General features: G+C 71.1%; 15 protein-coding genes. 2 read left to right on the top strand and 13 right to left on the bottom strand.

Annotated features, from left to right (window positions below):
• Positions 1-89: 89 nt before the first annotated feature.
• The 12 genes from ruvB to ybaK all read right to left on the bottom strand — a co-directional run bounded on the left by ruvB (position 90) and on the right by ybaK (position 12,564).
• Positions 90-1,121: a Holliday junction branch migration DNA helicase RuvB gene (gene ruvB / locus ABC270_RS10615; protein ID WP_412880764.1), complete on the bottom strand. Its 1,032-nt coding sequence runs from the start codon at positions 1,119-1,121 to the stop codon at positions 90-92.
• On the bottom strand, positions 1,118-1,738 hold the full coding sequence (gene ruvA / locus ABC270_RS10610; RefSeq protein WP_412880763.1) for a Holliday junction branch migration protein RuvA: 621 nt from the start codon (positions 1,736-1,738) through the stop codon (positions 1,118-1,120). The genes ruvB and ruvA overlap by 4 nt, the downstream gene beginning before the upstream one ends.
• The gene (gene ruvC, locus ABC270_RS10605) at positions 1,735-2,400 is read right to left on the bottom strand and encodes a crossover junction endodeoxyribonuclease RuvC (protein WP_412880762.1); all 666 of its coding nucleotides are present in this window, start codon (positions 2,398-2,400) and stop codon (positions 1,735-1,737) included. Before ruvC ends, ruvA begins: the two co-directional genes overlap by 4 nt.
• Positions 2,401-2,402: 2 nt before the next feature.
• Positions 2,403-3,170: a YebC/PmpR family DNA-binding transcriptional regulator gene (locus ABC270_RS10600; protein ID WP_412880761.1), complete on the bottom strand. Its 768-nt coding sequence runs from the start codon at positions 3,168-3,170 to the stop codon at positions 2,403-2,405.
• Between the two features lie 240 nt (positions 3,171-3,410).
• On the bottom strand, positions 3,411-4,016 hold the full coding sequence (pdxT, locus tag ABC270_RS10595) for a pyridoxal 5'-phosphate synthase glutaminase subunit PdxT (RefSeq protein WP_412880760.1): 606 nt from the start codon (positions 4,014-4,016) through the stop codon (positions 3,411-3,413).
• Entirely contained in the window at positions 4,006-4,926 is a 921-nt protein-coding gene (pdxS, locus tag ABC270_RS10590; protein WP_175350594.1) for a pyridoxal 5'-phosphate synthase lyase subunit PdxS, read from the bottom strand. The genes pdxT and pdxS overlap by 11 nt, the downstream gene beginning before the upstream one ends.
• 12 nt (positions 4,927-4,938) lie before the next feature.
• The gene (locus tag ABC270_RS10585) at positions 4,939-5,532 is read right to left on the bottom strand and encodes an HIT family protein (RefSeq protein WP_412882071.1); all 594 of its coding nucleotides are present in this window, start codon (positions 5,530-5,532) and stop codon (positions 4,939-4,941) included.
• A gap of 131 nt (positions 5,533-5,663) precedes the next feature.
• Positions 5,664-7,700, bottom strand: a complete 2,037-nt coding sequence (gene thrS / locus ABC270_RS10580) for a threonine--tRNA ligase (RefSeq protein WP_412880759.1) — start codon at positions 7,698-7,700, stop codon at positions 5,664-5,666.
• Between the two features lie 135 nt (positions 7,701-7,835).
• Positions 7,836-8,378: an adenine phosphoribosyltransferase gene (locus ABC270_RS10575; RefSeq protein WP_412880758.1), complete on the bottom strand. Its 543-nt coding sequence runs from the start codon at positions 8,376-8,378 to the stop codon at positions 7,836-7,838.
• A gap of 166 nt (positions 8,379-8,544) precedes the next feature.
• Positions 8,545-8,778 (bottom strand): hypothetical protein, encoded by a 234-nt coding sequence (locus tag ABC270_RS10570; RefSeq protein WP_412880757.1) that lies wholly within the window; start codon positions 8,776-8,778, stop codon positions 8,545-8,547.
• Positions 8,779-9,391: 613 nt separating this feature from the next.
• Positions 9,392-11,983, bottom strand: coding sequence for an ATP-dependent Clp protease ATP-binding subunit (locus ABC270_RS10565; protein ID WP_412880756.1), 2,592 nt, complete (start codon positions 11,981-11,983; stop codon positions 9,392-9,394).
• A 95-nt stretch (positions 11,984-12,078) separates the two neighbouring features.
• The gene (gene ybaK, locus ABC270_RS10560) at positions 12,079-12,564 is read right to left on the bottom strand and encodes a Cys-tRNA(Pro) deacylase (RefSeq protein WP_412880755.1); all 486 of its coding nucleotides are present in this window, start codon (positions 12,562-12,564) and stop codon (positions 12,079-12,081) included.
• 66 nt (positions 12,565-12,630) lie between these two features.
• Between ybaK and ABC270_RS10555 the strand changes: the two genes are divergently transcribed.
• Both ABC270_RS10555 and yidC read left to right on the top strand, forming a co-directional pair.
• Positions 12,631-12,927, top strand: a complete 297-nt coding sequence (locus tag ABC270_RS10555; RefSeq protein ID WP_412880754.1) for a DUF6412 domain-containing protein — start codon at positions 12,631-12,633, stop codon at positions 12,925-12,927.
• Positions 12,928-12,983: 56 nt separating this feature from the next.
• Positions 12,984-13,733: a membrane protein insertase YidC gene (gene yidC / locus ABC270_RS10550; RefSeq protein ID WP_412880753.1), complete on the top strand. Its 750-nt coding sequence runs from the start codon at positions 12,984-12,986 to the stop codon at positions 13,731-13,733.
• On the opposite strand, the gene ABC270_RS10545 is transcribed toward yidC, so the two are convergent.
• Positions 13,730-13,948, bottom strand: a complete 219-nt coding sequence (locus ABC270_RS10545) for a hypothetical protein (RefSeq protein ID WP_412880752.1) — start codon at positions 13,946-13,948, stop codon at positions 13,730-13,732. The genes yidC and ABC270_RS10545 overlap by 4 nt on opposite strands.
• Positions 13,949-13,976: the final 28 nt, after the last annotated feature.

Here is a 13,976-nt window from a genome sequence, read left to right as displayed (position 1 = left end):
CTTCTCTGGTTGCTCGGTTTCGGGCCGTAGCAGTCTAGGGCACTCGTCCAGCGGGAACGTGTGCGGCCGGGGACTGCGCCGCCCGACGATCAGTCTTCGTCGTCGAAGAGACCCGGTTGCGCTGCAGCCTGACCGGGCGTCAGCCCGAAGTGCCGCCAGGCCTGTGGTGTGGCGATCCGCCCGCGAGGGGTCCGGGTGACGAGCCCGACACGGACGAGGAACGGCTCCACGACGGACTCGATGGTCTCGGACTCCTCGCCGACGGCGACCGCGAGGGTGTTCAACCCCACGGGACCGCCGTCGAACCGCGTCAGCATCGTCTCGACGACGGCTCGGTCGAGCCGGTCGAGGCCGAGTTCGTCGACGTCGTAGAGCTCGAGTGCGCCCTGCACCGCGGCCATGCCGTCGCGGGGCCGGTGCACCAGGGTGAAGTCACGGACGCGCCGGAGCAACCGGTTGGCGATGCGGGGGGTGCCGCGGGAACGCCCGGCGATCTCGCGCAGGGCGGACCGGTCGATGTCGAGCTCGAGGAGGTGCGCGGCACGGATGAGGACCTGCTCGAGCTCGTCCTTCTCGTAGAACTCGAGGTGGGCGGTGAACCCGAACCGGTCGCGCAACGGGTTCGGGAGCAGGCCGGCCCGGGTCGTCGCGCCCACGAGCGTGAACGGTGCGAGGTCGAGCGGGATGCTCGTCGCGCCGGCACCCTTGCCGACCATCACGTCGATCCGGAAGTCCTCCATCGCGAGGTAGAGCATCTCTTCCGCGGACCGAGCCATCCGGTGGATCTCGTCGATGAACAGGACCTCGCCCGGGACCAGTGAGGACAGCACGGCCGCGAGGTCACCGGCGTGCTGGATCGCCGGACCGCTCGACATGCGCAGGGGCCGGCCGGACTCGTGGGCGACGATCATCGCGAGCGTCGTCTTGCCGAGTCCGGGAGGACCCGCCATCAGGATGTGGTCGGGCGTGCGCTCCTGCATGGCCGCGGCCTTGAGCAGCAGGTCGAGCTGGCCGCGGACCTTGCGCTGCCCGACGAACTCGTCGAGCGAACGGGGACGGAGTGCTCCCTCGAAGGCGAGTTCCTCCTGCGATTCCGCGCCCGCCGCGGTGATGCCGCTCACCGACCGGCACCGGCGGGCCGGAGTGCCCCGAGCGCGGCGCGCAACAACGCCTGGGTGCCGAAGGTGGCGGCAGCGGGGTCCCCGGCGACGACGGCGTCGACGGCGGACCGAGCGGCGTCTTCACGCCAACCGAGGCCGGTGAGCGCCGTGACGACGTCCTCCGACGCGGGGTGGGCAGGGACGCCCGTCGAGGAGACGGCCAGTGCCGGCTGCTCGAACGCGGCGAGCTTGCCCGCGAGCGCGACGGTGATGAGCTTCGCGGTCTTCGGGCCGATGCCGGACACCTTGCGGAAGGCGGCGTCGTCCTCGTCGGCGACGGCGGTGGCGATCTGGCCCGGGTCCATGTGGGCGAGCACCCCGAGGGCGGACTTCGGCCCCACGCCGGAGACGCTGCGGAGGAGGTCGAACACCCGGAGGGCATCGGTGGTCTCGAAGCCGAACAGGAGGTGCTCGTCCTCACGCACGATCATCGCGGTGCGGACGAACACCTCGGCCCCGTGTCGCATGGTCAGGGCGTGCGCGGGCGTGACGGTGACGGCGTACCCGACTCCCCCGACCTCGATCACCACGCTCGACCCGGCGACGTCGATGCAGGTGCCCCGGAGACTCGCGATCATGCTCCGAGCCTAGGGCCGCCCACCGACGTTGCCCCCGCACCACGCGCGACGCCGCGTGACCCGCCGCGAGCCGCCGCGGCTGCGGCTCGTGCCAGGGGCGAGTCGGCGCCCGAGCCCTGCTGCGCGTCGCGCCAGGCCCGCTGCGCCGGGGTGAGCGACGACGGACCGGACCCGATCTGGTCGGGTGATCCGAGCCTCCAGGCGTGGCACACCGCGAGGGCGAGCGCGTCCGCGGCGTCGGCGGGCCGCGGTGCCTCGGCCAGGCCGAGCACCGCTGCGACCATCGTCTGCACCTGACGCTTGTCGGCGTTGCCGTACCCGGTGATCGCCGCCTTGACCTCGGACGGGGTGTGCAGCCCGACCGGCAGGCCGCGCGCTGCCGCGGCGTGCAGGGCGAGGCCCGCAGCCTGTGCGGTGCCCATCACCGTGCGGACGTTCGCCTGCGCGAACACCCGCTCGACCGCGACGGCCTGCGGTCGGTGCTCGTCGATCTCCGCGGCGATGCCGTCCGCGATCCGCAGCAACCGCTGTTCGAGTGCCATGTCCGCCGGTGTCCGGACGACGGTCACGTGCACGAGCCGAGCGCGACGGTTCGGTGCGACCTCGACCACGCCGACGCCGCACCGGGTGAGCCCGGGGTCGACCCCGAGCACCCGGAGCATCGCTACTCGCCTTCGTCCTCGTCGAGTTCGGCCTGGACGTCCGCGGGGATGTCGAAGTTCGCGTAGACGTTCTGCACGTCGTCCGAGTCCTCGAGCGCGTCGATCAGCTTGAACACCTTGCGGGCGGTGTCGGCGTCGACCGGGACCTTGAGCCCGGGGACGAACTCGGCGTCGGCCGAGTCGTAGTCGATGCCGGCGTCCTGCAGTGCGGTTCGGGCCGCGACGAGGTCGGATGCCTCGGTGATGACCTCGAAGCCGCCGCCCTGGTCGATGACGTCCTCGACACCGGCGTCCAGCACGGCACCCATGACGGTGTCCTCGTCGAGGCCGTCGGTCTTCGTGACCGAGATGACGCCCTTGCGGGAGAAGTTGTAGGCGACGCTGCCCGGGTCGGCCATGGTGCCGCCGTTGCGCGACATCGCGGTCCGGACCTCGGCCGCAGCGCGGTTCTTGTTGTCCGTCAGACACTCGATGAGCATCGCGACGCCGTTCGGGCCGTAGCCCTCGTACATGATCGTCGTGTACTCGATCGACTCACCGGTCAGCCCGGCACCGCGCTTGATGGCGCGGTCGATGTTGTCGTTCGGCACCGAGGTCTTCTTCGCCTTCTGCACGGCGTCGACCAGGGTCGGGTTCCCCGACAGGTCGGCGCCGCCCATCTTCGCGGCGACCTCGATGTTCTTGATGAGCTTGGCGAACGACTTCGCACGGCGCTGGTCGATGACCGCCTTCTTGTGCTTGGTCGTTGCCCACTTGGAATGCCCGGACACGGTGCTCCTTGCGTCTTGCGGAAGATCCTGGTCAGTCTACCGAGCCGGGAGGCACGGTGTCGGTCCGGCGCGCTGGTCCTGTGGAGAGCGCGCGGCCGACTCGCGGGACCAGGTTCCGGACACGGCACCGCGAACGAGCACGGTTCATTGTCCGGAACCTGGTCCCGCCGGTCGGGTCGGTCGCCGGTCGGGTCGGTCGCCGGTCGGGTCGGTCGCCCGTCGGGTCGGGCGCCGTTCGGGTCAGGCGCTGCGGACGAGGTCGAGGAAGCGCCGGTGGAACCGGTCCTCCCCCGCGACCTCGGGGTGGAACGCGCTGGCGATGACGTTCGCCTGCTGCACGGCGACGACCTGGCCGTCCGGGAGCGCCCCGAGCACTTCGACCCCCGGGCCGTGCTCCTCGACCACCGGTGCGCGGATGAAGACAGCGTGCACCGGGGCGTCACCGAGCTCGGGCATCGGGATGTCGATCTCGAAGGAGTCGTTCTGGCTCCCGAAGGCGTTCCGTCGGACCGTCGTGTCGAGCACGCCGAGTGTCTGCTGGCCCGGGATGCCCGCGGCGATCCGCGAGGAGAGCATGATCATCCCGGCGCAGGTGCCGTACGTGGGGAGTCCGCCGCGGATGGCGTCGGCGAGGGGCTCCGCGACGCCGAACGCCCGGGACAGCTTGTCCATCACGCTCGACTCGCCACCGGGGACGACCACGCCGTCGAGCGACGCGATCTCCTCCGGGCGGCGGAGCGGCACGACGTCGGCGCCGAGTTCGGTCAGCGACGCGATGTGCTCCCGGAAGTCGCCCTGGAGGGCGAGGACGCCGATGCGCGGGTGCGCGGCCGGACTACCAGCCACGCTCGGCCAGGCGGTGCGGCGCGGGGACGTCGGCGACGTTGATGCCGACCATGGCCTCGCCGAGCCCGCGGGACACCTCGGCGATGACCTTCGGGTCGTCGTGGAAGGTCGTCGCCTTGACGATCGCCGCGGCACGCTTGGCCGGGTCGCCCGACTTGAAGATGCCGGAGCCCACGAAGACACCGTCGGCGCCGAGCTGCATCATCATCGCGGCGTCGGCCGGGGTGGCCACGCCACCGGCGGTGAAGAGCACGACGGGGAGCTTGCCGGTCTGCGCGACCTCCTTCACGACGTCGAACGGCGCCTGGAGCTCCTTCGCGGCGACGTAGAGCTCGTCCTCCTTGAGGTGGCGGAGGGCAGCGATCTCCTTGTTGATCGTGCGGATGTGCTTGGTGGCCTCGGACACGTCGCCCGTGCCGGCCTCCCCCTTTGAGCGGATCATGGCCGCACCCTCGGTGATGCGACGGAGGGCCTCGCCGAGGTTGGTCGCACCGCAGACGAAGGGGGTGGTGAAGTTCCACTTGTCGATGTGGTTGACGTAGTCGGCGGGCGAGAGCACCTCGGACTCGTCGATGTAGTCGACACCGAGCTCCTGCAGCACCTGCGCCTCGACGAAGTGGCCGATGCGGGCCTTCGCCATGACCGGGATCGACACCGCGGCGATGATCTCCTCGATCATGGACGGGTCGGACATGCGGGCGACGCCGCCCTGTGCACGGATGTCGGCGGGGACGCGCTCGAGGGCCATGACGGCCGTGGCGCCGGCTTCTTCCGCGATGCGGGCCTGCTCGGCGTCGACGACGTCCATGATCACGCCGCCCTTGAGCATCTCCGCGAGGCCGCGCTTGACGCGGTCGGAGCCGGTGATCGAGGTGCCGGGGGTGCTCGGGGTGCTGCTGCTGTCGCTCATGATGACGACAGTCTAGTGGTCCCCCGGCCAGCCTTCCGCGACGAGTCGACGGGTCTCGCCGAGCAGCTGGGACATCGACTTCGTGCGGGCGATGATCGGGAAGAAGTTGGAGTCGGACTGCCAGCGCGGGACGATGTGCTGGTGCAGGTGCCCGGCAACGCCGGCCCCTGCGACCTCGCCCTGGTTCATGCCGATGTTGAAGCCGTCGCAGTGCGAGACCGCCCGCAACACGCGCATGGCCGTCTGCGTGAGCTCGCCCATCTCGCGCAGTTCGTCCGGTGTGGCTTCGTCGTACAGCGGGACGTGCCGGTAGGGACACACGAGGAGGTGCCCGTTGTTGTACGGGAACAGGTTGAGCAGGACGTAGGCGTGCGCTCCACGAGCGACGATGAGGGCGTCCTCGTCGGACTTGTGCGGCGCCTCGCAGAACGGGCAGTCGTCCTCGTGCCCGCGACCCCGTCCTTCACGCCCGGCGTCGATGTACGCCATGCGGTGCGGGTTCCAGAGTCGCTGGAAGGCGTCCGGCACCGCGGCACCGGTCGCGGCGTCCCGGATCACCAGCGGGTCGTCGGCCCCGCCGGGGGCCGGAGCGGCGCCAGCGCCCACCGCGCCGTCCGGACCCACTGCGTCGTTCGCAGCCGACGCAGCGGACGCACCCGCGGCCCGGGAGCCGACCACGTCGGTGACGTGACCGGTCCCGGGGACGTCGGACGGGCTTCCCGGCTGGTCGGTGACCATCAGACCTGCGCGCGGTCGCGGATCGCGGTGAGGATGCGCTCCACCGCCTCGTCGACCGGCACGGCGTTGTCCTGCCGACCGTCGCGGAAGCGGAACGACACGGCACCGGCGTCGCGGTCGTCGCCGCCGGCGATGAGCTGGAACGGCACCTTCGCCTTGGTGTGTGTGCGGATCTTCTTCTGCATGCGGTCGTCCGAGTGGTCGACCTCGGCGCGCACACCGTGCGACCGGAGCTTCGCGACGACCTCGTCGAGGTAGTCGCCGTACTCGGCAGCGACCGGGATGCCGACGACCTGCACCGGCGACAGCCATGCCGGGAACGCACCCGCGTAGTGCTCCGTGAGGACGCCGAAGAAGCGCTCGATCGAACCGAACAGGGCGCGGTGGATCATGACCGGGCGCTGCCGCGAGCCGTCGGACGCCGTGTACTCGAGCTCGAAGCGCTCCGGCAGGTTGAAGTCGAGCTGCACGGTCGACATCTGCCACGTGCGGCCGATGGCGTCGCGGGCCTGCACCGAGATCTTCGGGCCGTAGAACGCCGCGCCGGCGGGGTCGGGCACGAGCTCGAGCCCGGACTCCTCGGCGACCTCGCGCAGGGTGTTCGTCGCGATCTCCCAGACCTCGTCGTCACCGACGTACTTCTCCGGGTCCTTCGTGGAGAGCTCGAGGTAGAAGTCGTCGAGGCCGTAGTCGCGCAGGAGCGACAGCACGAACTCGAGCGTCGTGGTGAGCTCCTCCTTCATCTTCTCCTGCGTGGTGAAGATGTGGGCGTCGTCCTGGGTCATGCCCCGGACGCGCGTCAGACCGTGGATCACACCGGACTTCTCGTTGCGGTAGACCGTGCCGAACTCGAACATCCGCAGCGGCAGGTCGCGGTAGGACCGGGCCTGCGAGCGGTAGGCGAGGATGTGCATCGGGCAGTTCATCGGCTTCAGGTAGTAGTCCGCACCCTGCCGGGTGACGTTGCCGTCCTCGTCGCGTGCCTCGTCCATGTGCATGGCCGGGAACATGCCGTCCTTGTACCAGCCGAGGTGCCCGGACTGCTCGAAGAGGTCGCCCTTGGTGATGTGCGGCGTGTAGACGAACGAGTAGCCCTCTTGCTCGTGCCGACGGCGCGAGTAGTCCTCCATCTCGCGGCGGATGATGCCGCCCTTCGGGTGGAAGATCGCGAGGCCGGAGCCGATCTCGTCCGGGAACGAGAAGAGGTCGAGCTCGGCGCCGAGCTTGCGATGGTCGCGCTTGGCGGCTTCCTCGAGGCGGACGAGGTACGCCTTGAGCTGGTCCTTGTCGGGCCACGCGGTGCCGTAGACGCGCTGCAGCTGCGGGTTCTTCTCCGAACCGCGCCAGTACGCCGCCGCGACGCGCATGAGCTTCGACGCGTTGCCGATCCACCGGGTGTGCGGGACGTGCGGACCACGGCAGAGGTCCTGCCAGACGACCTCGCCGGTCTTCGGGTCGACGTTCTCGTACACCGTGAGCTCGCCGGCACCGACCTCGACGCTCTCGCCAGAGTCGCCGGACTCCGCCGCACCCTTCAGCCCGATGAGCTCCTGCTTGTAGGGCTCCCCCGCCATGCGCTCGCGGGCTTCCTCGTCGGTGACGACGACGCGTCGGAAGCGCTGGGCCTGACGGACGATGCGGTCCATGCCCTTCTCGATCGCCTTGAGGTCGTCCGGGGTGAACGGCTCGGCGACGTCGAAGTCGTAGTAGTAGCCGTCGGTTACGGGCGGGCCGATGCCGAGCTTGGCGTCGGGGTTGATCTGCTGCACGGCCTGCGCGAGCACGTGCGCTGCCGAGTGGCGGAGGATGTCGAGGCCGTCCTGCTCGTCGAGGGTGACGGGCTCGACGAGGTCGCCCTCGTGCACCTCGGCGTCGAGGTCCTTGAGCACGCCGGCGACACGGATCGCGACGACGCCGCGGACCCCGTCGAAGAGCTCGGTGCCGGTCGTGGTCGTCGTCGCGGTGCGGGGCTCGGGCGCCTGGGGAAGGTCTGCGGGCTCGGCGCCGTCGGCGGGCGCTGCGACTGACTCGGTCACGATCGTGGTGCTCCTCGGTTGTTTCAGGGGTGCGTCAAGACTAGTGCGCCGCGACCGCCGTGCGGCCCGCCTGTGGGGCGCTCCCGTTGGCGGAGGCGGTGTGCAGGAACGGCCTGGAGGCGGGGTGCGGTCCCGTCAGGCCGGGACGGTGCCGAGGGTGGTCACCGGGACACGGGCCTCCACGCGCTCGCGGCCGGCGAGGCCGTCGAGCTCGAGCAGGGCGGCGAAGCCGATGGCCTCGTAGCCCGCGCGCTCGAGGAGCGTGATCGTCGCGGCCGCGGTGCCGCCGGTCGCGAGGACGTCGTCGACGACGAGCACGCGGGTGCCGGCGGGCAGCTGTCCCGGGCGCAGTTCGAGCTCGGCCTCGCCGTACTCGAGGGCGTACTGCTCGCTGAGCACCTTGCCCGGGAGCTTGCCGGCCTTGCGGACGGTGAGGACCCCGACCTGGTGCTGTGCGGCGATGCCCCCGGCCAGCGCGAACCCGCGGGCCTCGATGCCGGCGACGGCCTGGAAGCCCTCCCCCACGGCGAACGGTGCCGCGAGGGCCTCGCAGACCCGGCCGAACGCCACCGGGTCCGAGAACACGGGCGTGACGTCGCGGAACAGGATCCCCGGCTTCGGGAAGTCCGGCACGATCGCGGTCAGTCGGTCGACGAGGGCAGCTGCGGTTTCGGTCACCGCACAACGGTACGGCAGTGGCGGCGGTCGGCCGGACGCGGTTCGGATCGGCAGCGCACAACCGAAGGCGCCCCGAACCACGGCTTCGCGCAGTTCGAGGTGACTTCGGTTGTGCGAAGGCGCACGTGCGCCGGCGCCCCGGCCGGGGGGCGAGGCGCCGGTGCACTCAGCGCCAGCGCTGCATCGCGCCGCTCTGCAGCAGCAGGCGGAGCTCGCTCTCCCGCTGCTCGCGCTCGATCCGCTGCCGGGTCGCGAAGTCGACGGACACGCGGACGCGCGTGGTCCGACGACTCCAGAGGATCAGCCAGAGGCCGACCCGGAGGGCGATGCGGTCGGGCAGCGAGACCCGACGGCGCACCGCGCGGGTATCGGGAGGACGGGTGGTGGTTCTCGTGGACATGGTGGTGGATCCCCTACTGGATGGTCGCCCGGACGACTTCCGGGCGCGACGGATCGACCCGGGGTGCGGGCCGGTGAGAATGACAGGTGAATGCATTCCGGGCGCCACGACGTCAGCGTGGCGTGACGCTCGAAGAATGCGCCGGAATGTGATCGGGAATGCGTGCCGATGGGAAGAGCGTCACCCGCCGCCGACCCTCACGACGCATTCTCCGTGACGCCACGACCCGACCACCGGTGGTGGCGGGGACGAACGGCGTCACGGGCGGCGGTCGCGAGCCGATGGGCTCAGCGATGCTGCGTGCGCAGGAGTGCGGTGGTGTCGACGCTTCCGGTCAGCGGACTCGGACAGGGGTGCCGAAGAGTCCAGTGGTCCCACGGAACGACACGCTGCCGGTGAACGGCGTGCGGTGCTTCGTCATGGTGATCATCATGGTCTCGCCCCCTCTCGGTCTCGTGCTGAACAGTGCTCGTGCACACTATCCACACCGGGAATGCCCGCGCAAGCATTTCTCCGGAATTGATCCGGAATCGGTCCGGAATTGCCGCCGACAACAGCGGAACGGCCCGGTGTCACGAAGGACACCGGGCCGTTCCGTGCGGAGCGAGCGGGATCAGACCTCGACGGGCTGCGCCGCGTCGACGCGCAGGGCGCCGTCCACTGCGTCGACCCGGACCGTGTCTCCGACGCGGACCGCATCCGAGACCACGAGGGTCGCGATCCGGTCGTCGACCTCGCGCTGGATGAGCCGACGGAGCGGGCGGGCGCCGTACTCCGGCTCGTACCCGTGCTCGGCGAGCCAGGCGACTGCCGCGTCGGAGACCGACAGCGTCATGCCCTGGCCGACCAGCCGGAGCGCGGTGTCCTCGAGCAGCAGGGACACGATCGACTCGATCTGCGCGCGGTCGAGCTTGCGGAAGAGCACGATCTCGTCGATGCGGTTGATGAACTCGGGCCGCATCGCCTCGCGGAGCTTGCCCATCACCCGTGCCCGCAGGTCGTCCTCCGCGAAGCCGTCCGCAGCACCGACCGCCGAGAACCCGAGCGCACCGGAACGGGACGCGAGGAACTCGGACCCGATGTTCGACGTCATGATCACGACCGTGTTCCGGAAGTCGACCGTGCGCCCCTGCCCGTCGGTCAGCCGGCCGTCGTCGAGGACCTGCAGCAGCAGGTTGAAGACGTCCGGGTGGGCCTTCTCGACCTCGTCGAGGAGGATCACCGAGTACGGGTTCCGGCGGACGCGCTCGGTGAGCTGCCCTGCCTCGTCGTAACCGACGTACCCGGGAGGGGCACCGACCAGCCGCGAGACCGTGTGGCGCTCGCCGAACTCGCTCATGTCGAAGCGGAGCATCGCCGAGTCGTCACCGAACAGCGACGACGCGAGCGCCTTCGCGAGCTCGGTCTTGCCGACGCCGGTCGGCCCGAGGAACAGGAAGCTGCCCACCGGTCGACGCGGGTCGCCCATCCCGGTGCGGCTGCGTCGCACCGCGCGGGCGATCGCCTGCACGGCGTCGTCCTGGCCGACGACGCGCTCGTGGAGCTCGTCCTCGAGGACGGCCAGGCGCGAGCGGTCGCCCTGGCTCAGGCGGGCCGCCGGGATCCCGGTCGCGCGCGAGACCACGCTGGCGATGTCGGCCTCCGTGATCAGCCGGTTACCCGGTTCCGGACTGGAGGCACGGGTCGCGCCCGCCTCCGAGGCGGCGGTAATCCGGGCCTCCAGGCCGTCGATCTGGTCGCGGAGGCGCGACGCCTCCTCGTAGTGTTCCTCCGCCACGGCCGCGTCCTTGGACGCGCTGAGCGCGGCGACCTCGGCGCGGAGCGCCTCGACGTCCACGTCGCCCGACAGCGCGAGCCGGCGACGCGCACCGGCCTGGTCGACGAGGTCGATCGCCTTGTCCGGCAGGTGCCGGTCGGTCACGTACCGGTGGGACAGCTCGACCGCGGCGCGGAGGGCCTCCGGCGTGTAGGTGACGTCGTGGTGCTCCTCGTAGCGCGGCGCGAGTCCGGTGAGGATCGCCACCGCGTCCTCGACGCTCGGCTCCCCGACCGTGACCGGCTGGAACCGGCGCTCGAGGGCGGCGTCCTTCTCGATGCGGCGGTACTCGTTCAGCGTCGTCGCACCGACCATGTGCAGGTCACCACGGGCGAGGCGGGGCTTGAGGATGTTGCCGGCGTCCATCGAACCGCCCTCGCCACCACCGCCGGCTCCGACGAGCGTGTGCAGCTCGTCGACGAACACGATGAGCTCGTCCGCGTGCTCGGCGATCTCGTCCATGGTCTTCGTCAGGCGTTCCTCGAAGTCGCCTCGGTACTTGGCTCCGGCGAGCATGCCGGGCAGGTCGACCGCGACGACGCGCTTGCCCTGCAGGAGCACCGGGACGTCCCCGTCGACGATGCGCTGCGCGAGCCCCTCGACGATGGCGGTCTTGCCGACGCCGGGCTCACCGATGAGGACGGGGTTGTTCTTGGTCCGGCGGAGCAGGATCTCGACGGCCTGCTCGATCTCGTCCGCACGGCCGATCACGGGGTCGATCTTCCCGTCGCGGGCGCGGGCCGTGAGGTCGGTGCCGTACTGGTCGAGCGTCGGGGTCGCGCTCTGGTCGGCGGTGTCGGTGGTGGTTCCGGGCATCGGGCTCCCTGTTCGTGCGGCCGCGGCGGCCTCCTGCGCGTACTCCTGCACCACCTGCGGGGTGACGCCGGCGCTCGCGAGCAGCTGCCCGGTGACCGTGTCCTGGTCCATGACGAGCGCGAAGAAGACGTGCTCGGGGTCGGTGTAGGTGCTGCCGAAGCCCTTGGCGGCCTGGGTCGCCTCGAGCAGGATGCGCTGGGCGGTACCGGTCAGGGCCGGTCGTCCCTCACGCTGCACGCCGTCGTGGGACGGAGCCGGCAGCCGCTGCTCGATCTCGTCGGCGAGGCGCTCCGGGTCGGCGCCGGCACGGCGGACGACCGCGGTGAAGGGATCGGTGCGGACGAGGACGTGCAGCAGGTGCAGCGCATCGATCTCGTGCTGCCCCTGCTCGGTCGCGTACTCGGCGGTGCGCTGGAGCAGCTGGTGGGTGCGACGGCTGAGCAGTCGCGTGATGTCCACCGGTCGTCCCAGCGGTACGGATCGCTGGGCACCGGTGTTCTGCGCCGCGAGCAGACGGGCGAGGAACTCGTCGAACGAGTCACTGCCGTTGGTCGGGCCGAACGTCTCTGGCAACGGGACCTCCTGGGAACTTGAGTGCCTTCGACTCAATGCAACGCAGGGGTGTGCGGACCATTCCCGGTTCCGGAAGAAAGTTGCGGCGTGCTGGCTCAGGTCCGGGCGATGGGCTTCGCGATCGCGTTCGTGACCCGCACGAGGTCCGCCGGGGTGAGCTCGATGTCGAATCCGCGACGGCCACCGGACACGAAGATGCTGTCGTACGTGAGCGCGGACTCGTCGAGCACGGTCGTGAGGGTGGTCTTCTGCCCCACGGGGCTGATGCCGCCGACGACGTAGCCGGTGCGCTTCTCGGCGAGGGAAGGGTCGGCGAGCGTGGCCTTCTTGCCGCCGACGGCCGCGGCGATCGCCTTGAGGTCGAGCCGGTTCGCGACGGGGACGATCGCCACGGCGAGGGCACCGTCGACCGAGACCACGAGGGTCTTGAAGACCTGCTCCTCACGGAGTCCGAGCGCGGCGGCGGCCTCTTCCCCGAAGTTCGTGGCGGTCTCGTGGTGCTCGTACACGTGGGGCGTGTACGGCACGCCCGCGCGGTCCAGGGCGACCGTCGCGGGGGTGCTCGGCGATGCAGCGGTCATGCGGCGATCATGCCGCCCCACGGCCGTCGGGCCGGGACGGCGCGCGGACGCTACGCTGAACGCACCATGGTCGTCGTCGAGTTCCTGCTGCGCCTCGTCGCCGTGCTCGGCGCGGGCGCGCCCGTGGCGACCGGAGCCGGCGACCTGCTCCCCGCGATCGTCGTCGCGGCACTCGGTAGCGCCGCGGTGGTCGCGCTCGTGGTCCTCACCGCGGTCGTCGCCGGTGTGCTCGGCACGCGACCGTCCCGCGGTGCGATGGACGACACGGCCTGGGCGGTCCTCCGGACGGAGATCGCGTCGTCGCACCCCGACGCGGACGGTCACGCGCGTCCGAGGGCGCCGGGAGTCGTCGCACCGGTCTGACCACGTCGGTGGTCGGGCCGATCCGCGACCCTTCCACCTCGACCGATCGGACCACCATGGACATCACCACCCTGCCCGTCGTCGGCACCCTGCTGCACGCCGGCGCCGACCTGCTCACCGCCGTGACCGGCTGCCTCGAACCGTTCGCCGGGTCGTTCTCCGCTGCGCTCGCGGTGGTCGCCCTCACCCTCGCCGTCCGGGTGCTGCTCGTGCCGCTGTCCGTCCTGCAGGTGCGGGCCGAGCGCGATCGACGCCGGATCGCACCGCAGCTCGCCGGGCTCCGTCGCCGGTACGGACGGGACCGCGAACGACTGCAGCGCGCCGTGCAGGAGCTGTACACCTCCGAGCGGGTGTCGCCGCTCGCCGGGTGCCTGCCGGTGCTCGCGCAGGCCCCGGTGGTGTCGCTCCTGTACTCGCTCTTCACGCACGCATCGATCGGGGGTGTGGCGAACACGCTGCTCGAGGCGAAACTCGTGGGGGTGCCGCTCGCGCACTCGCTGGTGGGCACGCTCGCGTCTCCGCTCTGGGCACACGCCTGGGTCCTGCTCGTCCTCCTGGCGGTGCTCGCGGTCGTGGTGGAGGCGTCCCGACGGGCGAACCTCCGCTGGAACCCCGCGGAGCCCGCGGACCCGAGCGTCGCCGGTGCGACGGCAGCGGCGTCCGTCGGGCGCGTGGCACCGTTCATCACCGTGGTGTTCGCCGCCATCGCGCCCCTGGCCGCCGCGCTGTACGTCGTCACGAGTGCCGTGTGGACCTTCGGTGAGCGCGAGGTGCTCCGGCGTGCGCTGGAGCGTGCTGCGGACTAGCCGCCCTGCCCCTCCTGCTGCGGCCCCTGGTCGACGGGGTCGTACTCGGTCCCGCGCCCCTGCTCCTCGTCGGCGGTCGGCACGTGGCGTTCGGTACCGGTGCCGCCCGGGCTCGTCGCGACGTAGTCGGCCTCCCCGGACTGGGTGTCGTGGCTGAGCGGCTCGAGGGTCTCGTCGTCGGCCGGTCGAGGCTGGTCGTTCGCGGGGTCGGTCATCGTTCCTGGGTACTCCTCGCGCACTGGG

Origin of the sequence: Curtobacterium phoenicis, assembly GCF_047238015.1 — a bacterium.
Classification (GTDB): Bacteria; Actinomycetota; Actinomycetes; order Actinomycetales; family Microbacteriaceae; genus Curtobacterium.
Note: the sequence above shows the minus strand (reverse complement) of the source record. Positions and strands in the feature narration are given on the sequence as shown.